The sequence below is a fragment of the Actinocorallia aurantiaca genome (assembly GCF_039533685.1).
Classification (GTDB): Bacteria; Actinomycetota; Actinomycetes; order Streptosporangiales; family Streptosporangiaceae; genus Actinocorallia; species Actinocorallia aurantiaca.
The window spans coordinates 120,276-140,851 of the sequence record NZ_BAAATZ010000007.1; the positions used below are offsets into that span (position 1 = coordinate 120,276).

Genomic DNA, 20,576 nt, shown 5'->3' on the forward strand with positions numbered 1-20,576 from the left:
TCCCCTTGCTTCCGACCACTCTGGCCGCGGGGATGTGTCATGGACCTACGGAGATGGCCGGTCTACCGGCAGCTCACCGGAACCGACCGGCTCGGCCGGGGCGCCGCGGCGCGCTCGGCGGAGACCGAACGGCTGGCCCCCCGCACCGCGGCGGCCGACCGGGTCGTGAAGTCGGTGTGCCCCTACTGCGCGGTCGGCTGCGCGCAGAACGTCTACGTCAAGGACGAGAGGGTCGTCCAGATCGAGGGAGATCCGGACTCCCCGGTCAGCCGGGGCCGGCTGTGCCCGAAGGGGTCGGCGAGCCTGCAGCTCACCACGGGCCCGGCACGCGAGCACCGCGTGCTGTACCGGCGCCCCCGCTCGGGCCACTGGGAGGAGCTGGACCTGGCGACGGCGATGGACATGGTCGCCGACCGGGTCATCGCCACCCGGGAGGCGACCTGGCAGGCCACCTTGAAGGACGAAGACGACGAGGTAAGCGTGCGCCGGACGCTGGGGATCGCCAGCCTCGGCGGCGCGACGCTCGACAACGAGGAGAACTACCTCATCAAGAAGCTGTTCACCGCCCTGGGCGTCGTCCAGGTGGAGAACCAGGCGCGGCTCTGCCACAGCTCGACCGTCGCGGGGCTGGGGACGTCCTTCGGCCGGGGCGGCGCGACGATGTTCCTGCAGGACCTGCAGCACTCGGACTGCATCGTCGTGCAGGGCTCCAACTTCGCCGAGGCCCACCCCGTCGGATTCCAGTGGGTGATGGAGGCCAAGGCGCGCGGGGCCACGATCATCCACGTCGACCCGCGGTTCACCCGCACCAGCGCGCTCGCCGACCTGCACGTGCCGCTGCGCGCCGGCTCCGACATCGCCTTCCTCGGCGGGATCATCAACCACGTCCTGCGGAACGACGCCTACTTCCACGACTACGTCGTCAACTACACCAACGCGGCGACCATCCTCAACGAGGACTTCAGGGACGCCGAGGACCTGGACGGGGTGTTCTCCGGGCTGGACCGGGAACATTGCGCCTACTCCTTCGACACCTGGCAGTACGAGGGCATGGGCGGCCCGGGCACCGTGGCGGCCTCCGGCGATCGGGACGAGGAGTACGAGGAGCGGACGAGGAAGATCCGCGAGTCCGGGCGCGGGGAGAGCCACGGCGCGGGCGGCCCCTCGATCGGCGAGGGCGTCCCGCCGGTCGATCCGACGCTGCAACACCCCCGGTGCGTCTTCCAGGTCCTCAAACGGCACTACGCCCGCTACACGCCCGAGATGGTCCAGCGGGTGTGCGGAGTTCCGCCGGAGATGTTCGCCAAGGTCTGCGACGCGCTGGTGCGCAACTCCGGCCCCGACCGGACGAGCGCGTTCGCCTACGCCGTCGGCTGGACCCAGCACACCGTCGGCTCGCAGTACATCAGGACGGCGTCGATCCTGCAGCTGCTGCTGGGCAACGTCGGCCGTCCCGGGGGCGGGATCCAGGCGCTGCGCGGGCACGCCAGCATCCAGGGCTCCAGCGACATCCCCACGCTCTTCGACCTGCTGCCGGGCTACATCCCGATGCCGCACGCACACGCCCACCAGAATCTGGACGCCTTCATCGCGGCGGACGCCTCGAGCAAGGGCTACTGGGGGAACATGCGGGCCTACGTCGTCAGCCTGCTCAAGGCCTGGTGGGGTGATGCGGCCCGCCCGGAGAACGACTTCTGCTTCGGCCACCTCCCGCGGCTGACCGGCGACCACAGCACCTACGAGACGGTCCTCGCGCAGCTCGAAGGCGTGTGCAAGGGCTACTTCCTGCTCGGCGAGAACCCCGCGGTCGGCTCGGCCAACTCCAGGATGCAGCGGCTCGGGATGGCGGAGCTCGACTGGCTCGTCGTCCGGGACTTCTCGCTGATCGAGAGCGCCACCTGGTGGAAGGACGGCCCGGAGATCGAGACCGGCGAGATGCGGACCCGCGAGGTGGAGACCGAGGTGTTCTTCTTCCCCGCCGCCGCGCACACCGAGAAGTCGGGCAGCTTCACCAACACCAACCGGTGGCTGCAGTGGCACCACCGGGCCGTCGAGCCCTCCGGGGACGCGCGGAGCGACCTGTGGTTCATGTACCACCTCGGGCGGATCATCCGGGAGAAGCTGGCGGGCTCCACGGCCGGACGCGACCGTCCGGTCCTCGACCTGACCTGGGACTACCCGGTGGAGGGGCCGCTGGACGAGCCCAGCGCCGAGGCCGTCCTGGCGGAGGTCAACGGCTTCGGCCCCGGCGGAACCCACCTGGCGACGTCCAGCGAACTGCGCGACGACGGCACGACCAGCTGCGGCTGCTGGATCTACTGCGGGGTCTACAAGGACGGCGTCAACCAGGCGGCCCGCAAGAAGCCCGGGAGCGAGCAGAGCTGGATCGCGCCCGAATGGGCGTGGGCGTGGCCGGAGAACCGGCGCATCCTCTACAACCGGGCGTCCGCCGCGCCCGACGGGACGCCGTGGAGCAGCCGCAAGGCCCTCGTCTGGTGGGACGCGGAGGCCGGGCGGTGGACGGGGCACGACGTCCCGGACTTCAAGTCCGACATGCCGCCCTCCTACCGGCCCGACGCCGACGCGACCGGGCCCATGGGGCTGAGCGGGACCGACCCGTTCATCCTCCAGGCCGACGGGAAGGGGTGGCTGTTCGCGCCCTCCGGGCTCGTCGACGGGCCGCTGCCGACGCACTACGAGCCGCAGGAGTCGCCCTTCGACAACCCGCTCTACGGGCAGCGGCGCAACCCCGTCCGGCAGATCCACTCCCACCCCCTCAACCGGTACCACCCCAGCGGGTCGGAACCGGGCTCCGAGGTCTTCCCGTACACGGTCACCACCTACCGGCTCACCGAGCACTTCACCGCCGGGGGGATGAGCCGGTGGTCGCCCTACCTGTCCGAGCTGCAGCCCGAGGCGTTCTGCGAGGTCTCTCCCGAACTCGCCGCCGAACGGAGGCTGGAGCACGGCGGGTGGGCCACGGTCGTCACGGCCCGCAACGCCATCGAGGTCCGGGTCCTGGTGACCGAGCGGGTGCGCCCGCTGCGGCTGAACGGGCAGGTCGTGCACCAGATCGGGCTGCCCTACCACTGGGGGCCGAACGGCTACAGCACCGGGGACGCCGCCAACGAGCTCGCCTCCGTCTCGCTGGACCCGAACGTGCACATCCAGGAGGTCAAGGCGTTCAGCGCCGACATCCGGCCCGGCCGCCGCCCCCGGGGAGCGGCCCTGACGTCCCTGGTGCGCGAGTACCGGGAACGGGCCGGCATCACCGCGTCCACCGGAACGGAAGTGTGAGGCATGGGACTGCTCAGCGGACCTGAAACGGACGTGGCCGCCGACGCCGGCCACGCCGACCCGCCGCCCCGGATGGGGTTCTTCACCGACACGTCCGTCTGCATCGGGTGCAAGGCGTGCGAGGTGGCCTGCAAGGAATGGAACGCCATCCCCGAGGACGGCCTGGACTTCACCGGCTGGTCGTACGACAACACGCAGAACCTGGGAGCCGACTCGTGGCGGCATGTCGCCTTCATCGAGCAGCCCGTGACCGGCGGGGCCGACGGAGCCGACGGCATGCGGTGGCTGATGTCCTCGGACGTGTGCAAGCACTGCACGCACGCCGCCTGCCTGGACGTCTGCCCCACGGGCTCCCTGTTCCGCACCGAGTTCGGCACGGTCGTGGTGCAGGAGGACATCTGCAACGGGTGCGGGTACTGCGTGCCCGCCTGCCCGTACGGCGTCATCGAGAAGCGGGAGGAGGACGGGCGGGCCTGGAAGTGCACGATGTGCTACGACCGGATCGGCGACGGGCTCGAACCGGCCTGCGCCAAGGCCTGCCCGACCGAGTCCATCCAGTTCGGGCCGCTGGAGGAGCTCCGTACTCGCGCGCAGACCCGGCTGGCGCAACTGCACGTCTCCGGGGTCTCCGACGCCCGCCTGTACGGCCACGACCCCGAGGACGGGGTGGGCGGGGACGGCGCGTTCTTCCTGCTCCTGGACACCCCCGAGACCTACGGCCTGCCGCCCGACCCCGTCGTCACCACCCGGGACCTGCCCGCGATGTGGCGCCATGCGGGCATCGCCGCACTCACCCTGTTCGGCGGGATCACCGCCATCTCGATGTTCGGGAGACACCGATGAGCGAGTCAGTCGTCGCCAAGGAGGGCGTGCGCGGCCAGCGCCCCGGCCGGGAGGCCAGTCCCGCCGCGCTGCGCTCCGGCCGCAGGGGCGGGGAGAGGACCGTCGTCCCCGACGCCGAGTTCGCCTCCTACTACGGGCGTCCCATCATCAAGCGCGATCCCTGGGCGGCGTCCGACATCGCCGGATACTTCTTCCTCGGCGGCCTGGCCGGGGCCTCCTCGGTGCTGGCGGCGGGCGCCGACGCGGCGGGGCGACGCCACCTGTCCACGGTCGGCAAGCTCGGCGCGCTGGGGGCCGTCAGCATGTCCGCCGCGCTCCTCATCCACGACCTCGGCGTACCGTCCCGGTTCCCCAACATGCTGCGGGTCTTCAAACCGACCTCCCCGATGAGCATGGGTTCGTGGATCCTGGCCGTCTACGGGCCCTCCGCGGGCTTCGCCGCCCTGTCCCACGTCACCCGGCTGTTCCCCCGGCTGGGCGCGACGTCCACCTCGCTGGCCGCCCTCACCGGACCCGCCGTGGCGACCTACACGGCCGTCCTCCTCGCCGACACCGCCGTCCCGGCCTGGCATGAGGCCTACCGGGAGCTCCCTTTCGTCTTCGCGGGCTCGTCCATGTGCGCCGCCACCGGCATGGCCCTGACCGTGCTCTCCCCGGCGCGCCACGGCTCCGTCCGCGCCACGGCCTTCGCGGGCGGGCTGCTGGAGCTGGCCGCCGCCCGCCGCATGCGCCGCAACCTGGGGTTCCTCGCCGAGCCCTACGCCCGTGGCCGCGCGGGCCTGCTCACCCGGGCCTCCGAAGCCCTCACGCTCCTCGGCGCGCTCACCGCCCCGGCCGTCCGCACCCGCAGGGCCGGGTTCCTCTGCGGCGGCGCCCTCCTGCTCGGCTCCGCCCTCACCCGCTTCGCCGTCCTGGAGGCGGGCCGCGCCTCCGCCGACGACCCCAAGTACACCGTCCTCCCCCAGCGGCACCGCAAGGAGGCCGAAACGCGCGAAGAGGCCACGCCCGAAATGATCGTCCCCACCGGCCTCTCCTGATCGACCGTCCCCGTCCGGTTCTCGCCGGACGGGGACGGGCCACTCGCCCTTCAGACCCTTCGGCGACGGACCAGTTCCAGCGAGACGATGACGACCACGCCGAGCACCGCGTGCATCGTCGCCAGGGACAGCCTGGTCGTCAGGTCCGCGTCGGGGTGAGGGGGCCGAGCGCGCTGACGAAGCCCGCGGCGACCGGGTTTGAGGCTTTTCACGAAACGGCCTCACAAGAACGAGAAAAGTCTCACAGGGCGGTGCAATGACATAGTCGAAGGTGGGAAATCCCTGCTTCGAAAGGCCACTCTCACATGAACGAAAGCGACATCATCCAGTTCGTGTCCGGGCTGCCGGGGGTCGCGGTCGTCACCGCCGGCGCGGACAACGGGGCTCCCGAGGCCGCTTGGGGAGACTCGTTCTTCTTCTACGACCCGAACGGCGAGTCCCCCTCCGACCGCCGAATGCCCTTCGCCACGCTCGTCGTCAAGGACTACGAGGGGTTCGACACCGCCTCGGCGCTGAACCGCCCCGGCGTCTTCCGGTTGAACCTCGCCGTCGGCCGCGACCGATTCCAGCAGTTGCTCGGTTATCCGCCCGCCGCGCACGCGGAGCATCACCCGAACGTCGACTACACGGCGGCCGACCGGATCCTCCCCCATCCGGGATACGCGGCCCAGGGCTGGGTCGCCGTCCTCAACCCGGGCGACGCCACCGCCGCACAGGTCCGGGACCTTCTGGAGGAGGCTCGCACCCGCGCAGCCGGACGGCACCGGCCGCGCCCCTGAGACGCGGCTCTCCGCTCCCGGCGGTCACTTCTCCGCTTCCACGAGGGTGTTGAGGAGGGCCAGCAGGTCGGCGCCACGGGCCAGGTCGCCGAAGACGACGACCTTCAGCGAAGCGCGCGCCTCGTCGTAGGCGAGTTCGATCCGCACGGCGCCGCCTTCCCTCTCACCCGACACCGCGGACGTGAGGTAGGTGCCGATCCGGTCGAAGACCGGCCGGCCGATCCCGCCGACCTCCACGATCCCGGTCAGTTCGGCGGGGCGGCGGGGCGGCGGCTCCTTCAGCGGCCGTCCGGTGAAGGACTCCAGGTCCTCCGGGGAGATCCGGTACTGCTTGCCGATGCGGACCGCCTTCAGGCGGCCCTCACGCACGTAGTTGCGCACCGTCTTCACATGGAGGCCCAGCAGGTCCGCCACCTGGTCGACGGAGTACATCTGCTCGTTCATCGCGGCTCACCCGTCTTAAGACTCCCCATAATTCCCCATTATAGCCATCACTTAGGGTAGTTTAGGGAATCTCACATATTCAGACCATCGCACTCCAGAGAGTTACATGTTGACTCGATTCACAAGATTTGACACTCTGTACCGGAGATTCAAAACCTTAGTCGGGCCGACGAGACCTCGGGGGGTCGATGCATCCGGTTCAGTCCCGCTCGCGGCCCGGGGCTCCCCGCTCGACACGCCAGGGGCGGAACACGCGACGTTCTCCCGCCCTCGACCCGTAACCTCGTCACGGTGAACGCCGTCCGTCGGAAGAGTTCCCACACGCCGTTCGCGCGAACGCTTTCCCTTCGCCTCTCGTCGAACACGTAGGCACCTGTCGGCACGAACCACCCCTCGCCCCGCATCGCCCGCTCACCGCCGACACCGACAGCCCCCGACCCCGTCCGCACCGGTGCCCGACCCGCCCCGTCACGAACGGCCCCCGACACATGCTGCTGATCCGAAGAGACCGAACGAGACCCCAGCCGCCGATGACACGAGCCTCCGACCTGTTCCAGCACGTCGCCGAGTCCCTGATCGAGATCCCCGCCGGCGAGGCCGCCCTGCGGGACGAGAGCACCAAGGCCGTCTGGACGGTCGAGGTCGCCTCCTTCCTCCTGGCTCCCGTCCCCGTCACCCGCGAGCTCTACCGCGCCGTCCACGCCGGCTCCCCCGAGGATCCGGCCTCCCGAGGGCTCCCCGTCACCGAGGTCTCCTGGCTGGACGCCGTCCGCTTCTGCAATCTCCTCTCCCGGGCCTCGGGCCTGGCCCCCTGCTACACCCTCACCGACGACCCCAACGCCCAGGACGTCGCCTGCGACCGGCGCGCGAACGGCTACCGGCTCCCCTCCGAGGCCGAGTGGGAGCACGCCTGCCGCGCCGGCACCTCCGGCCCCCACTACGGCCCCCTCGACGACATCGCCTGGTACCGCACCAACTCCCGTGGCACGGTCCACGAGGTCGCCACCAGGGCCCCCAACCCCTGGGGCCTGCACGACATGCTCGGCAACGTCTGGGAGTGGTGCTGGGACGTCTACGACCCCGACGTCTACGGTCCCTACCGCGTCTTCCGCGGCGGCGGCGCCCACGACCCGTCCTGGAGCTGCCGCGCCGGCACCCGCCGCAAGAGCCACCCCACCTTCCGCATAGACGACCTCGGCTTCCGCCTGGCACGTTCCCTCTGAACGGCCCCGGCCGGCGCCTTCAGTCGCCGATCCAGGCGCCGTGGAAGCCTTCGGGGACCCGGCGCGGGAGGCGGACGGACGCGACGTGGGAGAGGTCGGCCGCGTCGAGGATGCGCAGTTCGGCCTCGGAGCCGATGAGGGAGAGGATCCAGCCGTCGTCCTCCGCACCCGCGGCGTCGGGGTTCCGGGGAACGAAGACGGCCTCGCCGGCGGCGCCCGCGGTCCGGTGGACGAGGGACGAACCCGTACCGGTGTCGTACTTGACGATCTCCTGTCGGTTCACCGCGTAGAGGTGGGTGTTGGGCAGGCCGGTGCGGCGGTCGTCGATGGTGGGGAACTCGACGGGGCGGTCGTCCAGGAGCTCCTCCTTCGCGGTTCCGGCGGCGGGGTCCAGCGTCCAGCGGTGCAGGCCGGAACCGCCGGCCTGGGCCGCCGGGTCGGAAGCGCCGCTGATGCCCTTCCAGAGGTCCACGAAGACGTCGCGCGGGTACTGGACGGCGTCGACGACGACGCGGCCGAAGGCGTCCTCGCGGGCGTTGGCCACGTGGAAGACGTAGCAGGGGTCGATGTCGAACCAGCGGACGCCTCCGTCCCCGTTGCGGGGCATGACGCCGATGCGGGCCCCGTACTCGTCGTCCCAGCGGTACGGGAGGCCTTCGCGGATCATCTCCAGGTCGAACACCACCGGCAGGTCGAGCCAGACGACGTGGTTCTCGGTGATGGCGAAGTCGTGCATCATCGTGGGGCCCGGAACCGGGACCTCCCTGCTCTCCACCAGTTCACCGGACGCCGTGGCCCGGTGGTAGGTGAGGTAGGGCGGGGCGAATCCGTACCCGAAGAAGTGGAGTTCCCCGGTGCGCGGGTCCTCTTTCGGATGCGCCGTCATCGCCGTGGTGAGCCTGCCCCCGAAGTCGCACGGCCCGACCGTTTCCAGTTCCCGGTCCACCTCGTAGGGGAGGCCGCTCTCGACCAGCGCGAGGATCCTGCCCGCGTGGCGGATGACGTTCGTGTTCGCCGAGACGGCCGAAAGGTCGATTCCCGAACGGCCGATGAACGGCTTGCCTTCGAGCTGCCCGGTGCGGACCCAGCGGTTGCGGTACCACTCGGCGCGCCCCTCGCGGAGACGTATCCCGTGCAGCATCCCGTGGCCCGTGAACCAGTGCCCCGGGTCCTGGCCGGGCAGCGGGTTGGGCCCGTTGCGGAAGTACCGCCCGTTCAGCTCCGCCGGAAGGGCCCCCTCGACGGCCAGCTCCCCCGCGTCGATCTCGTCGGGAACGGGCGCGAAGTTCTCTCGCAGGTAAGAGGCGGTCATGCGGTCACTCCATTCGGAACCGGATCCGGGCCCCGATCATCACCGTCGGCAAAGCCGATGCCAACCCCAAAATCCGGATCTTCCGGAAATATCTGCTACTTCACGATTCCAACGATCCCGAGCCCGCCCGCAATCCGGATCATGGGAGCGGCGGCCGGGAGGCCGGCCTCCTCACCTACCGCATCCGCCACTCTCTGATAACGGATCTCATGTGATCTGCTGAAACAGATCGTTTTGTGGGGATAAGGTCACGAACCAAGAGGATCGAGGGCGGGATGACCGCAGTGGAGACCGTGGCGCAGAGCCCGGAAGACGACGGACGAAGGACCGGGGATCGGGCCGGATCCCGGAAACGGTGGGCGGCGGCGGGAGCGGCCGCCCTCGCGGTGACGGCCGCGGTGGCACTGACCGGGGCGGCCCTGGGCATGCGACCCGAGGCCGTGCTGCCGCCGGCGGCCGGGGCGGAGATCACGATCTCCTCGCAGGCCTCGGCGGAGCGGCGGGCCGGAGGGACGGGCGGCGCCCAGGCCTTCATGCCCGCGCGGGAGACGAGTGAGGATCTCGGCTGCGACCCGGGTTCCGGTTACCGCTACAAGGGCTGAGCCAGCCGGTCGCGCCCGCTCTCGGCGGTCAGCTCGGACAGCCGGGAGGCCAGGGCCGCCGCCTGTTCCCGGATCTCCGGCACGGCGGTGGTCTCGTAGCGCAGCCCCCGGAGCGGGGGGCCGAGGGTGAAGAGGCGCTCGTGGGGGCGGCCCGCGGCGTCCAGGACCGCGCCGTCCGGGGCCGCGTCCAGGCCCAGTCCCAGCGGATCGGGGCGCGCGGCGCCCGAAGTGAACAGGCTGTTCAGGAGGGGGTCCGTCCGCAGGTCGTGGGAGGGGCCGGTGCTGTTGACGATGTGCCCGACGCGCAGTTCGTGCGGCCCTTCGGGCGTGTCGAGGCGGGCCAGGACGCCGTGGCCGTGAGCCGTGGCGGACGCCAGGCTTCCCCGGAGCACGCGCAGACGGCCTGAGGCGCGGAGCTCCTCGACGCGGGCAGCCGTCTCGGGCGGGATCCGGTGGCGGTGGACCTCCCAGTAGCGGGCGGCCAGGGAGAGGAAGCGCCGGCGGTCTCCGGCGGGAAGCCGGTCCCACAGGGACGGGACGCGGGGGCGCAGCCCGTCGACGATCGCGTGCCACTCCCCTCCGCTGGCGTTCACCGCCGCGCGGATGGCGCGCATCAGGGCGGCCAGGGTCAGGGGCCCTTCGGGAATCGGGATCCGCACGGGAGGCGGCTGGGGACATCGGTGGTGCGCGGGAAGCAGGCCGTGCCGGGAGACGGCGTGGACGACGGTGTCGGGGTGCGCGCCGGTCAGGGTCACGGCGAGGTCGACCATCGTCAGGCCGGTGCCGACGATGAGGACGGGGCTTCCGTCTCCCCGCCCGTCCAGCGCGCCGGGTGCCCACGGGTCGGGGACGTAGCGGTCCCCCGCCCGGACGTGCGGCCACGCGGCGGGGGGCCGGTTCCCGGTGGCGAGCACGACGGCGTCCGCCTCGACCGTCCGCCCGTCGGCCAGTCCCAGGACGGGCCGCTCTCCGGGGCGGAGCGAGACGACGGTGCCGGTCAGTTCGGTCACCTGGCCGTCGGGCCACGGCGCGCGGGCCTCTTCGAGCACCGAGCGCAGGTACTCGCCGTAGAGGCGGCGCGGAAGGTAGTCGGTGTCGGTGGCGTCCAGCCCGCGCGATCGCGCCCATCTCATGAGGTGGTCGGGGTCGTCGGCCACCGCGCTCATGCGTGACGCGCACGCGTTCAGCAGGTGGCGCGGGTCGGTCGTGGCGTAGGCCTGGCCCAGCCCGTGCCGCCCGTCTTTGTCGATCATCACGAACCGGGGCGGCCTCCCGCCCCGCCGGAGGGCGTGGACGGCGGTCAGAGTGCCGCTCGCCCCTCCTCCGACGATCGCCACCACCGGTTCGTCCCGCCTCGGCTCCGCAATGTCGAACATCCTCCAAGCGTAGTACACATTTCCAACATGAATGATAGAGAATGCAGGCAGGCCGTCCCGGACGCGATACGGCGCCGCGTCCGGGACGGCTCAACGACCTCCGGGGATCACAACATCGAGGGACGCACACCCCGGGCACGGAGGATCCCGGCGTTCTCCTCGTAGAGGGCGGCGAACGCCGAGGCCTCGGCCGGGTCGGCGTCCTCCTCCCACTTCACCGCGCCCTCGCCGAGCAGCGCGGACGGCTCCAGCTCGGTGCGGTAGACGACCGTGGCGTTGCCCTCCAGCAGCGGCTGCCAGCGCCCCTCCCGCTCCTGCAGCCAGCTGCGCGCGGGCCCGCCGGGGTTGCGCACCAGCACCGGGCGGTCCGGCTCGGCCAGCCCCAGCCGCGACAGCGTCGCCCGCGAGGCCGCGATCCCCGACCCGCAGGACGGGGTGAGGCCCGCGCCCCGCTCGAAGGTGTGCACGAACGCCTCGTCCTCCGCCAGCGGGAGGACGAAGCTGGTGTTCGCCCCGATCGGGAACGTCTCGGCGTCGGCGGCGACGCGCCTCCCGGTGGCGATCAGCTCGTTCTCGTCGTAGGCGTCGACGACGGTGATCAGGTGGGAGTTCGGCACGGCGACGACCGTCACCGTCCGGGACGGGTGGTAGGCCGGCAGCGCGCCGTCGGTGAACGGGTACTCCACCCCCGCCACGATCGGGTCGGCGGGCGTGAAGTCGACCGGCGGCAGCTCCACCGCCGTCCGCGCGACCCCGTGCGAGCTCGGCTCGGCCCGCCGGACGGCGAAGGAGTAGGGCCCGGTGTGCACCAGGACGCTCTCGGCCGAGTGGCGGTCCAGCAGGAGCCGCCCCACGGCCCGCATCCCGTTCCCGCACAGCAGCGAGGGCGAGCCGTCGGGGTTGAAGAACCAGGCCTTGGCCGTCCCGTCCCCCAGGTCCTCCACGAAGTAGGCGCCGTCGCCGCCCAGCCCGAGCTCGCGGTCGCACAACCGCTCGACGGCGCGGGCCACGTCCCCGGCGGGCAGCAGGGCGTCGGGCGCGCCGTCGATCACGAAGATCTCGTTGCGCGACCCGTGGGTCTTGGTAACCGCGAGGACCGAGGACATGGACGTGGACCGCTTCCTGCAGGGGCGCCGACAGCGCCGTGACCAGCGAATCAGCCCATTTTATCGGCCCGGGGCCGCCCGGAGGCCCCGCACGGCCCCGGGGCCTCCGGGCATGGGGAAGATCACTCCGCGGGCTGCGGTGTCCGGGTCGCCAGGTAGGCGCCGGCCTTCTCGGCGTCGAAGAACCAGTCGGCCAGGGACGGCGGCACCGCGTAGCCCCGGGCGAACCGCCGCGCCGTCTCGTCGTCCGTGGACGCCACGCCCAGGACCTGCTGCACGTGCTCGGGCAGCGGGCCGATCATCGTGTTGGTCAGGGCGGTCGCCCACCGGGAGTACTCCCAGTACCGCTCGAACGTCCGGTGCATCCATTCGGGCGTGAACGGCCGGTCGCCGTGCTCCACGATCGCCCTGTGGTAGATCGACGCGCAGTGCGCCGCGTTGTTGGCCCCCTGCCCGCAACCGGGGTCGTTGAGGACGACGACGTCGCCCATGCCCAGGACGTGCCGGTCCCCCACCGTCCCCACCGGATGCCGCACGACCGGCGCGTACCCCCCGTACAGGGTGGAGAACTCGTCGGTCGGCTCGGCCTCCGCGTACAGCTCGTGCTCCCACGGCATCCACTCGGCGTAGAGGGCCCGGAGCCGCCGCAGGTGCTCGTCCGGGCTGATCCGCCGGTCGCCGAACACGTCGAACGGCCCGCCGGGCACGGCCTCGACCAGCACCGCGTCGCAGACCCCGCTCGTGGTGAGCGCGGGCATCAGGTACGTCTCCCCCACGCCGGGCACGGCGTTGATCCGCACGTGCGGCGTCGGGTGCTCCGGGTAGGGCCTGACGCCGCGCACGTAGATCGCGGCGAGGTTCCGCTGCGGGGCGTCGTAGGGCGAGCGGGAGGCGTCGCGGTCGAACAGCTCGACCAGCGCGCCCTTGCCCGCGGCGACGAGCGTCAGGTCGTACATGCGGGACAGCGCCTCCAGGTCGGAGGTGACGACGGGGTGCAGGACGACCCGCCCGCCGGCCTTCTCCACCCGCTCCAGCCAGCCCGACATCTTGACCCGCTGGTCCACCGACTGGGCGGGGGCGTCCCAGATCCCGTAGGTCTCCAGCAGCTTCTGACCGCCCGGCCCGGCCAGTGTCACCCGCTGCCCCTCTATCCAGGGCGCCGGCTCCTCCCAGTGGTTCAGCCCGGCCTCCCGCTCGATCTCCAGCGCGGGGAAGAACATGCACTGGGTCGAGGTGATCCGCCCGTCCCGGATCTCCTCGGGGGTCTGCGCGGTCATGACGGTGACGTCGTAGCCGCCGTGCCCGAGCAGCGTGAGGGCCAGCTGGAGTCCGGCCTGACCGGCGCCGATGATGAGGATTCTGCGCATCCGTGCTCCCAGAGGGTTCAAAAGACCGCCGCGTTCGCCGCGGCGGGGCTCGTCGTGCGGATCGTGTGCTGCACGGAGGCGACCAGGGCGCTGAGGGTCTGCCGCCGGTCCCGGACGTCGGCGGCCATCAGCGGCACGCGGGGGGAGATCTGCAGCGCGTCCCGCACCTTGTCCAACGGGTGGGTGGCCACCCCGTCGAAGAGGTTGACCAGGACGATGAACGGCAGCCGCCTGTCGCGCTCGAAGTAGTCGACGGCGGCGAACGAGGACTCCAGGTCGCGGGTGTCGACCAGGACGACCGCGGCGCTGGCGCCCCGTGCGATGTCGTCCCACATGTGCCAGAACCGCGGTTGTCCTGGCGTGCCGAACAGGTACAGCACCAGCCCGGTCGGCAGGGAGATCCGGCCGAAGTCCATCGCGACGGTGGTGCGGATCTTGCCGGGCCGGTCCCGGTCGACGCCGCGCGACTCGGAGGTCATCCAGACGTCGGTGTCGACGGGCTCGATCTCGCTGACCGAGCCGACGAAGGTCGTCTTGCCGACCCCGAATCCGCCCGCGACGACGATCTTCGCCGAGTCCGGCGGGCGGTCAGAGTGCGCGGAGGCCATCGAGCAGCCTTTCCAGGATGTGCGGGCTGAAGGGGTCGATGTCGGCGTGCAGGGTGACCAGGCCTCGGCCCGCCAGGTCGCCCAGCAGCACCCGGGTGACGCCCAGGGGAAGCCCGCAGACCGCCGACAGCTCCGCCACCGACCGGGGTTCGGCGAGGACCTCCCGGTACAGGGCGAGGGCCTCGGGCTGCGGTCCGGCCGCGTCGGGCGGGTGGTCGCCGTCCCCGCTGACCAGGGTGTGCACCAGCATCCGCCACCGGGTTCCGGTGCGCCCTCCGACGAGTACGAAGTCCCGCGCCCACGGGTGGCGGGGCGGCGGACTCACGCCTGACCACCGCCCGGAGCGTGCAGCGGCTGGGGCGCCAGCCGGGCTCCGACCCCGCCGATGAGCCGCTGCAGGTCGTTGACGACCGCCGGCAGGTTCGCGCCCGGCTCGACCGAGACGCCGATGCCCGCCGTCATCCCGATCGCGCCGACGACGAAGTGCCCGCCGGAGGGGAACTGGCAGATGAGCTGCCCGCCGCGCTGGTCGGACTCGCCGACCTCCTTGGCCAGCGCCCGGCCGGTGCCCAGGGCCGAGCAGGTCAGCGCGGCCAGCCGTTCGGCGGTGTCGCGGCCGAGCCCGTCGGACCACAGCATCGCCAGCCCGTCCATGGACAGCAGCACCGCGTGCCGGACGCCGGGGGTGCGGGCGAAGTCGTTGAGCAGGTAGCGCAGGTCGCCGCCGACCTGGCCGGGCAGACGGGGCGGTGCGTTCACGGTCGCTCCTGGTGCTCGGGGACGGGGAAGTGCTCGGGGAGGGAGAAGGCCGCGGCCAGATCGGCCAGATCGGCCGGCGAGCCCGCGGAGGGCGGGACGGGGGACGCCGTCCCGTCCTGGTCCGTGTCGCCGGTGTAGGCGCTGCCGGGGACCCGCCGGGGAAGGTCGGCCGTCTCCGCGGCGGCCTGCCCGGGACGCGGCGCCAGGTCCTCCGGCCGCGTCTCCGGCCGCGCCTCGGGCAGGAGGTGGGCGGGGACGTACACCGTCACGAGCGTGCCGGTCCCGTCCTCTCCTGGAGGGGGTGCCGAGAGGTTGACCTGCAGCCCGTGCCTGCGGGCCAGGTGGTGGACGATCGTCAGGCCGCTGTGCCGCCCGTTCTGCTCGACCACCGGCTGGACCGTTCCGGCGAGCCAGGCGTTGACGCGGGCCATCCAGTCCGGGGAGCAGCCGGGGCCGCCGTCCCGCACGTGGATCACGACGGTTCCGCTCTCGAGCGCGCGGGCTCCGACGGTCGCACGGCCGCCGTGGCGGGTCCCGTTGTCGAGCAGTTCGGCGAGCAGGAGGCCGAGGTCCTCGGCGAAGTGGGGCGGGGCGACCCGGTCGACGAGGTCGGCGATGCGGACCCGCTGGTACTGGCCGACCATGGCGGTGGCCATGTTGACGACGTCCGGCATCGTCGCGGCGTGTCCCCCGCCGTACCCGGCGGGCTCCCCCGCGAGGATCCGCAGCCCCCGCGACAGGCGCCGCACCTGGGCGTTTCCGTGGTCGAGCCGGTAGAGCAGTTCGAGGGTCCGCGGGTCGTCCTCGGCCCGCTGGAGCGCGTCGAGGGCCTCCCGCTGCAGTTCGGTGAGGCTGAGCAGGCGCAGGGTCACCGCCGCGGCGACCTGCGGCGGCCAGGACGGCGGGACGGGCGCGGGCGGCGCGGCGGCCGGAGCCGCCGGGGAAGCCGGTTCCCGCAGCCTTCTCCACCAGTTCACCCGGGTCCACCTCCATGGCGCGCGATCACAGCGCCTTAGGAGACCGGCTGCCCGGCGTGAAGGGAAGAGCGTTCCGCCGGGCGTTCCCTTGGCTAGGCGTTTACTGGGCGTTTATTACCAAAAGACAGGACCGGGCCGTAAAAAACCACCAGAATTGCCGGAAATAAGGAGGAGCCGAGACCCAAGGCAGGCATGAAGGTCGAACAGGACCAGAACCACCGGAGCGCGCTGAAGGCCGCCCGGGAGCGGTTGGGCTGGGGTCAGGAGCAGGCCGCCGAGGCCGTGCAGGTGTCGGTCTCCACCTGGTCCCGCTGGGAGCGCGGGATCCAGGACGTGCGGCCCGCCCACCGGGTCCGGCTCGCCGAGGTCTTCGGCACCACGGCCCAGGAGGTCTCCCGCTGGTTCGGCGGCTCTTCCGGGCAGGACCCGTCCCCGGACCGCGACCGCGGCGGGAGCGATGGACACCTCGGACACACCGTGCGCGGCGCGGTGGAGCTGTGGGCCCGCGACGCGGACGTCAGGCGGCGCGGGAGGCTGCACTCCCTCCCCGTCTCCCCCGAGGCCTGGCCCGAGTGGCTGCTCGGCTGGGACCTGGACGCCGGTCCCGAATCGCGCGAGCACGCCGGACGCCGCCGCCGGGTCGGCGGGCCGGACGTCCTGCGCATCCAGGAGGCCACTCGGGCGTTCGCCTCCATGGACCGCCGCCACGGCGGGGGCATGGTCCGCCCCGCGGTGGTGGACTACCTGCACACCTCGGTCGCCCCGCTGCTCTCCGGCACCTACTCCGACGGAGTCGGCGCCGCTCTGCTGTCCGCCGCCGCGACCATGACCGGGCTGGCCGGGTGGGAGGCCTACGACCTGCGTCTGGACGGCCTGGCCCAGCGGCACTACGGGCAGGCGCTGCGCCTGGCCAAGGCCGCGGACGACCCGATGACCGCGGCCTGGGTGCTGACCGTCATGTCCCAGCAGGCCATCGACCTCGGCCACCCCGTCTGGGCCGTCCGGCTGGCCAGGGCCGCCCGCCGGGCCGGGCGGGTCGCCGCCGCGCCACCGCGGGTGCGGGCCGCGCTNCCGCGGCGCCACCGCGGGTGCGGGCCGCGCTCACCCTGCGCGAACTCCTCGCCACCGCGCTGCGCGCCGAGCTGTCCGAGACCCCCGACGGGCACACCGCCCGCCGGGTGCGGCAGCTGCTCGGCGAGGTGGAGACCACCTTCGCGCTGGCCACTCACGGTGACGAGGAGCCCTCCTGGATCAGCAATCTGGGCCCCGCCGAGATCGCCGCCGAGGCGGGCTGCGCCTGGCGCATGATCGGAGAGGCCCGCCGCGCCGCCGACTGCGCCCGGGAGGCGCTGGCCGGGTTCGGCGCCGCCTACCCCCGATCCGCCCAGTTCAACGTGGTGCACAAGGCCCAGGCGCTGGTCGGGCTCGGCGAGCTCGACGAGGCGGTGGCGGTGGCGCGCCGCGCCGTCCCCATGGCCAACGGCCTCACCTCGCGCCGGGCCCGCGCCCTCCTCGGGGCCTTCACCGCCGAGCTCTCCGCGCACCGCGCCCACCCCCTGGTCCGGGAGTGGCGCGAATACCTGGGCAGCGCGCTGAACCCCGCCGCCTGACGCTCCCCTACCCGGAGGAGTTCGGGGGCGCCGGCCGCCATCTCTCCCGCTGAGGCGGATCTCACCACGCCTTCCGCCGAGCATCAGCGTTTTTCCAGACACTCATGGGTAAAAGTGCCCCACGCAGAGATGGTTTGTGCCGGCAGAGAAGGATGAGTGAGAACACTTGAACATGCAAGACCCCCAGAGCGTGGAAAGCTCCCCCAGCGCCGTGCCCGGCGAGTCGCCCGCCGCCAGGGCCGACCGCAACTTCGTGGAACTGCTGCAGGGCCTGCGGGTCGCCGTCACCGGAGTGCAGGTGCTCTTCGCCTTCCTGCTCACCGTGCCGTTCTCCCCCGGCTTCGAGGAGGTGACCCATTTCCAGCGCGACCTGTACTACGTGGCGCTGGTGTCCGCGGCGGTCGCCTCGATCTTCTTCATCGCGCCCGCGGCCCAGCACCGCATCCTGTTCCGGCAGGGTCTGAAGGAGCCCCTGGTGCACCGGTCGAACCGGTACGCCATGGTCGGGACGCTCGCCCTGGCGGTGTCCATCACCTCCGCGACCCTGCTGGTCGTCGACTACATCTTCCACTGGCCCGTCGCGGTGATCACCTCGGCCGTCCTCGCCCTGCTGGCGGTGTGGATCTGGTTCGTCGGGCCGTTCCTCTACCGCTCCCGCCAGGGCTGAGGCCCAAGGACCGTAAACAAACGACAAGTGCCGGATTCAGGCGGTGCCACCAGGGCAGGTCGCAAACATCGGACTCTGAGCAATACATAAGGCGGAACCAGGCATGACCAACGACGGTACGGCCAAGGACCGGCAACTCTCCGACTTCAGGGTGAACGCCGACGAGGGAACCCTCACCACCGACCAGGGCATACGCGTCGACGACACCGACAACTCCCTGCGCCCCGGTGAACGCGGGCCGAGCCTGCTCCAGGATTTCCACCTTCGAGAAAAGATCACCCATTTCGACCACGAACGCATCCCCGAGCGGGTGGTCCACGCCCGGGGCGCGGGCGCCTACGGCTATTTCGAGCCCTATGACGACTCCTTCTCCGAGTACACCCAGGCGCGATTCCTGACCACGCCGGGCCGGCGGACACCGGTGTTCGTCCGGTTCTCCACGGTGGCGGGCTCACGCGGTTCGGCGGACACCGTGCGCGACGTCCGGGGCTTCGCCACGAAGTTCTACACCGAGGAGGGCAACTTCGACCTCGTCGGCAACAACATCCCCGTCTTCTTCATCCAGGACGGCATCAAGTTCCCCGACTTCGTGCACGCGGTGAAGCCCGAGCCGCACAACGAGATCCCCCAGGCGTCCTCCGCCCACGACACGCTCTGGGACTTCGTGCAGCTCCAGCCCGAGACCATGCACATGATGATGTGGCTGATGTCCGACCGCGCGATACCGCGCAGCTACCGGATGATGCAGGGGTTCGGCGTCCACACCTTCCGGTTCGTGAACGCCGAGGGGCGCAGCACGTTCGTGAAGTTCCACTGGACGCCCAAGCTCGGGATCCACTCCCTGGTGTGGGACGAGACCCAGAAGATCGCGGGGAAGGACCCGGACTTCAACCGGGGGGACCTGTGGGAGGCGATCGAGAACGGCGCCTTCCCCGAGTGGGAGCTCGGCGTGCAGCTGGTGCCCGAGGAGGACGAGCACAGGTTCGACTTCGACCTGCTGGACGCCACCAAGATCATCCCGGAGGAGGAGGTGCCGGTCCGGCCGGTCGGCCGTCTCGTCCTCGACCGCAATCCCGACAACTTCTTCGCCGAGACCGAGCAGGTCGCCTTCCACCTGGGCAACGTGGTGCCGGGCATCGACGTCACCAACGACCCGCTGCTGCAGGCCCGGCTGTTCTCCTACCTGGACACCCAGCTCATCCGCCTGGGCGGCCCGAACTTCCCGCAGCTCCCGGTCAACCGGCCGGTCGCCGAGGTCGCCAACCACCACCGGGACGGCTACCACCAGACGGCGATCCACAAGGGGGAGGCCTCCTACCACCCCAACTCCGTCGGCGGCGGCTGCCCCGTGCTGGCGGGCGACGCCTCCGCCTACACCTTCTACCCGCAGCAGGTCGACGGGAAGATGATCCGCAAGCGCGCGGAGAGCTTCAACGACCACTACAGCCAGGCGACCCTGTTCTGGAACAGCATGTCGGTCTGGGAGAAGAAGCACATCATCGGCGCGTTCCGGTTCGAGCTGGGCAAGGTCCGCCGGAAGCACATCAGGGAGGGCGTGGTCCGCAACCTCGCCCACGTCGACCACCACCTGGCCGTCGCGGTCGCCGAGGGCGTCGGCGTCGCCTCGCCCGAACCGGCCGGAGAGACCCACAAGCGCTCCTCGCCCGCGCTCAGCCAGGCCGTCGACCCGGTGCGCGGCGTCGCCACCCGGAAGATCGCGATCCTGGTCGCCGACGGCGTGGACGCCGCCGACGTGACGACGGTGAGCGAGGCCCTCACCGGGCAGGGCGCGATCTGCGAGGTCCTCGCCTCCATCGACGGCTCCGTGCACGACGCGAACGGCGAGACGCTGGAGGTCGACCGGTCGATCAAGACCGTCGGGTCGGTGCTCTACGACGCCGTCTACGTGCCGGGCGGGGACGGGAGCGTCGAGGAGCTCGGCAAGGACGGGGACGCCGTGCACTTCGTCACCGAGTCCTACAAGCACGGCAAGGCCGTCGGAGGCTCCGGGAGGGCGGCCCAGGCCCTGCTGGAACGCGCCGGCGTCCCGGTCCCCGCCGAGGGCGTGGTGACAGGGGACGCCGCGGCGACCGAGTTCACCAGCGCCTTCACCGAGGCCGTCGCCGCGCACCGGCACTTCGGCCGCGACAGCGAGAACGTGCCGGCCTGACCGGTGGGGGCCTTCACCATCCGAACAAGGAGGAGGAGAGATGCCTCAGGCATGGAGTGACAAACGGGAACGGCAGTACGAGCACATCAAGCAGTCCCAGAAGGAGCAGGGCACCGGGGAGAAGCGCGCCAAGGAGGTCGCGGCGCGGACCGTGAACAAGAACCGCGCCCAGTCCGGGGAGGCCCGCCGGTCGAGCAGGACCTCCCGAGAGGACATGTCGCCCCAGCGCCGGGGCGGCCTGCGCTCCGGCAAGCCCGGCCCTCGCGGCCGGACCAAGGAGCAGCTCTATGAAGAGGCCAAGCGCCGGGACATCCCGGGGCGCTCCAACATGACGAAGTCGGAGCTGGAGAAGGCGCTGAGCTCGGGCTGATGAGGCCCGTCGGCCGCCGGACGGAGCTC

At 71.7% G+C, this 20,576-nt stretch carries 20 protein-coding genes and 1 pseudogene; 11 read left to right on the forward strand and 10 right to left on the reverse strand.

From position 1 onward, the window contains the following. The first annotated feature begins 39 nt into the window (after positions 1–39). Genes fdh through nrfD form a run of 3 tightly spaced genes read left to right on the forward strand, consistent with a single transcriptional unit; the run spans position 40 to position 5,177 of the window. A complete protein-coding gene (gene fdh, locus ABD327_RS11040) occupies positions 40–3,297 on the forward strand; it encodes a formate dehydrogenase (protein WP_344450203.1) in 3,258 nt (1,085 codons plus the stop codon). Positions 3,298–3,300: 3 nt separating this feature from the next. After that, positions 3,301–4,140: a 4Fe-4S dicluster domain-containing protein gene (locus tag ABD327_RS11045; protein WP_344450204.1), complete on the forward strand. Its 840-nt coding sequence runs from the start codon at positions 3,301–3,303 to the stop codon at positions 4,138–4,140. Then, positions 4,137–5,177 (forward strand): NrfD/PsrC family molybdoenzyme membrane anchor subunit, encoded by a 1,041-nt coding sequence (gene nrfD, locus ABD327_RS11050; RefSeq protein WP_344450205.1) that lies wholly within the window; start codon positions 4,137–4,139, stop codon positions 5,175–5,177. The genes ABD327_RS11045 and nrfD overlap by 4 nt, the downstream gene beginning before the upstream one ends. Before the next feature lie 50 nt (positions 5,178–5,227). Here the strand turns inward: nrfD and ABD327_RS11055 are convergent, their stop codons facing one another. Continuing rightward, the gene (locus ABD327_RS11055) at positions 5,228–5,389 is read right to left on the reverse strand and encodes a hypothetical protein (protein WP_344450206.1); all 162 of its coding nucleotides are present in this window, start codon (positions 5,387–5,389) and stop codon (positions 5,228–5,230) included. A 93-nt stretch (positions 5,390–5,482) separates the two neighbouring features. Between ABD327_RS11055 and ABD327_RS11060 the strand changes: the two genes are divergently transcribed. Beyond that, positions 5,483–5,956, forward strand: a complete 474-nt coding sequence (locus ABD327_RS11060; RefSeq protein WP_344450207.1) for a DUF6194 family protein — start codon at positions 5,483–5,485, stop codon at positions 5,954–5,956. Positions 5,957–5,980: 24 nt separating this feature from the next. On the opposite strand, the gene ABD327_RS11065 is transcribed toward ABD327_RS11060, so the two are convergent. Continuing rightward, positions 5,981–6,400, reverse strand: a complete 420-nt coding sequence (locus ABD327_RS11065; RefSeq protein WP_344450208.1) for a helix-turn-helix domain-containing protein — start codon at positions 6,398–6,400, stop codon at positions 5,981–5,983. A gap of 530 nt (positions 6,401–6,930) precedes the next feature. On the opposite strand from ABD327_RS11065, the gene ABD327_RS11070 reads away from it, so the two are divergent. Next, positions 6,931–7,623: a formylglycine-generating enzyme family protein gene (locus ABD327_RS11070; RefSeq protein ID WP_344450209.1), complete on the forward strand. Its 693-nt coding sequence runs from the start codon at positions 6,931–6,933 to the stop codon at positions 7,621–7,623. Positions 7,624–7,642: 19 nt separating this feature from the next. Here the strand turns inward: ABD327_RS11070 and ABD327_RS11075 are convergent, their stop codons facing one another. After that, positions 7,643–8,935, reverse strand: a complete 1,293-nt coding sequence (locus tag ABD327_RS11075) for a carotenoid oxygenase family protein (RefSeq protein WP_344450210.1) — start codon at positions 8,933–8,935, stop codon at positions 7,643–7,645. 275 nt (positions 8,936–9,210) lie between these two features. On the opposite strand from ABD327_RS11075, the gene ABD327_RS11080 reads away from it, so the two are divergent. After that, a complete protein-coding gene (locus ABD327_RS11080; protein ID WP_344450211.1) occupies positions 9,211–9,537 on the forward strand; it encodes a hypothetical protein in 327 nt (108 codons plus the stop codon). Here the strand turns inward: ABD327_RS11080 and ABD327_RS11085 are convergent. From ABD327_RS11085 to ABD327_RS11115, 7 genes are all read right to left on the reverse strand, one after another. Continuing rightward, complete coding sequence (locus tag ABD327_RS11085) at positions 9,525–10,913, reverse strand: FAD/NAD(P)-binding protein (protein ID WP_344450212.1); 1,389 nt, start codon at positions 10,911–10,913, stop codon at positions 9,525–9,527. The two genes, ABD327_RS11080 and ABD327_RS11085, sit on opposite strands and share 13 nt — an antisense overlap. Positions 10,914–11,020: 107 nt before the next feature. After that, positions 11,021–12,019: a diaminopimelate epimerase gene (gene dapF, locus ABD327_RS11090; protein WP_344450213.1), complete on the reverse strand. Its 999-nt coding sequence runs from the start codon at positions 12,017–12,019 to the stop codon at positions 11,021–11,023. A 122-nt stretch (positions 12,020–12,141) separates the two neighbouring features. Then, complete coding sequence (locus tag ABD327_RS11095; protein ID WP_344450214.1) at positions 12,142–13,386, reverse strand: styrene monooxygenase/indole monooxygenase family protein; 1,245 nt, start codon at positions 13,384–13,386, stop codon at positions 12,142–12,144. Positions 13,387–13,403: 17 nt separating this feature from the next. Beyond that, positions 13,404–13,994 (reverse strand): GTP-binding protein, encoded by a 591-nt coding sequence (locus ABD327_RS11100; RefSeq protein WP_344450215.1) that lies wholly within the window; start codon positions 13,992–13,994, stop codon positions 13,404–13,406. After that, on the reverse strand, positions 13,975–14,319 hold the full coding sequence (locus ABD327_RS11105) for a DUF742 domain-containing protein (RefSeq protein WP_344450216.1): 345 nt from the start codon (positions 14,317–14,319) through the stop codon (positions 13,975–13,977). Before ABD327_RS11105 ends, ABD327_RS11100 begins: the two co-directional genes overlap by 20 nt. After that, positions 14,316–14,753 (reverse strand): roadblock/LC7 domain-containing protein, encoded by a 438-nt coding sequence (locus tag ABD327_RS11110; RefSeq protein WP_344450217.1) that lies wholly within the window; start codon positions 14,751–14,753, stop codon positions 14,316–14,318. The genes ABD327_RS11105 and ABD327_RS11110 overlap by 4 nt, the downstream gene beginning before the upstream one ends. Continuing rightward, positions 14,750–15,730 (reverse strand): ATP-binding protein, encoded by a 981-nt coding sequence (locus ABD327_RS11115; protein WP_344450218.1) that lies wholly within the window; start codon positions 15,728–15,730, stop codon positions 14,750–14,752. The genes ABD327_RS11110 and ABD327_RS11115 overlap by 4 nt, the downstream gene beginning before the upstream one ends. 192 nt (positions 15,731–15,922) lie before the next feature. Between ABD327_RS11115 and ABD327_RS11120 the strand changes: the two are divergent. From ABD327_RS11120 to ABD327_RS11140, 5 genes and pseudogenes are all read left to right on the forward strand, one after another. After that, positions 15,923–16,711: pseudogene (locus ABD327_RS11120) on the forward strand (helix-turn-helix domain-containing protein); the annotation flags it as partial. A 107-nt stretch (positions 16,712–16,818) separates the two neighbouring features. Continuing rightward, a complete protein-coding gene (locus ABD327_RS37570; RefSeq protein WP_486303498.1) occupies positions 16,819–17,340 on the forward strand; it encodes an NsdA family TPR-like regulatory protein in 522 nt (173 codons plus the stop codon). 172 nt (positions 17,341–17,512) lie between these two features. After that, positions 17,513–18,007 carry a DUF6328 family protein gene (locus ABD327_RS11130; protein WP_344450417.1) on the forward strand — a complete coding sequence of 165 codons (495 nt, stop codon included), beginning with the start codon at positions 17,513–17,515 and terminating at the stop codon, positions 18,005–18,007. 103 nt (positions 18,008–18,110) lie between these two features. After that, complete coding sequence (locus tag ABD327_RS11135; RefSeq protein ID WP_344450221.1) at positions 18,111–20,177, forward strand: catalase; 2,067 nt, start codon at positions 18,111–18,113, stop codon at positions 20,175–20,177. Between the two features lie 40 nt (positions 20,178–20,217). Then, positions 20,218–20,547, forward strand: coding sequence for a plasmid stabilization protein (locus ABD327_RS11140; RefSeq protein WP_344450222.1), 330 nt, complete (start codon positions 20,218–20,220; stop codon positions 20,545–20,547). Positions 20,548–20,576: the final 29 nt, after the last annotated feature.

Bases quoted from the DNA above. Each gene is read 5' to 3' on its own strand.
- fdh (WP_344450203.1), top strand. From the start codon at position 40: ATGGACCTACGGAGATGGCCGGTCTACCGGCAGCTCACCGGAACCGAC.
- ABD327_RS11045 (WP_344450204.1), top strand. From the start codon at position 3,301: ATGGGACTGCTCAGCGGACCTGAAACGGACGTGGCCGCCGACGCCGGC.
- nrfD (WP_344450205.1), top strand. From the start codon at position 4,137: ATGAGCGAGTCAGTCGTCGCCAAGGAGGGCGTGCGCGGCCAGCGCCCC.
- ABD327_RS11060 (WP_344450207.1), top strand. From the start codon at position 5,483: ATGAACGAAAGCGACATCATCCAGTTCGTGTCCGGGCTGCCGGGGGTC.
- ABD327_RS11065 (WP_344450208.1), bottom strand. From the start codon at position 6,400: ATGAACGAGCAGATGTACTCCGTCGACCAGGTGGCGGACCTGCTGGGC.
- ABD327_RS11070 (WP_344450209.1), top strand. From the start codon at position 6,931: ATGACACGAGCCTCCGACCTGTTCCAGCACGTCGCCGAGTCCCTGATC.
- ABD327_RS11075 (WP_344450210.1), bottom strand. From the start codon at position 8,935: ATGACCGCCTCTTACCTGCGAGAGAACTTCGCGCCCGTTCCCGACGAG.
- ABD327_RS11080 (WP_344450211.1), top strand. From the start codon at position 9,211: ATGACCGCAGTGGAGACCGTGGCGCAGAGCCCGGAAGACGACGGACGA.
- ABD327_RS11085 (WP_344450212.1), bottom strand. From the start codon at position 10,913: ATGTTCGACATTGCGGAGCCGAGGCGGGACGAACCGGTGGTGGCGATC.
- dapF (WP_344450213.1), bottom strand. From the start codon at position 12,019: ATGTCCTCGGTCCTCGCGGTTACCAAGACCCACGGGTCGCGCAACGAG.
- ABD327_RS11095 (WP_344450214.1), bottom strand. From the start codon at position 13,386: ATGCGCAGAATCCTCATCATCGGCGCCGGTCAGGCCGGACTCCAGCTG.
- ABD327_RS11100 (WP_344450215.1), bottom strand. From the start codon at position 13,994: ATGGCCTCCGCGCACTCTGACCGCCCGCCGGACTCGGCGAAGATCGTC.
- ABD327_RS11130 (WP_344450417.1), top strand. From the start codon at position 17,513: ATGCAAGACCCCCAGAGCGTGGAAAGCTCCCCCAGCGCCGTGCCCGGC.
- ABD327_RS11135 (WP_344450221.1), top strand. From the start codon at position 18,111: ATGACCAACGACGGTACGGCCAAGGACCGGCAACTCTCCGACTTCAGG.
- ABD327_RS11140 (WP_344450222.1), top strand. From the start codon at position 20,218: ATGCCTCAGGCATGGAGTGACAAACGGGAACGGCAGTACGAGCACATC.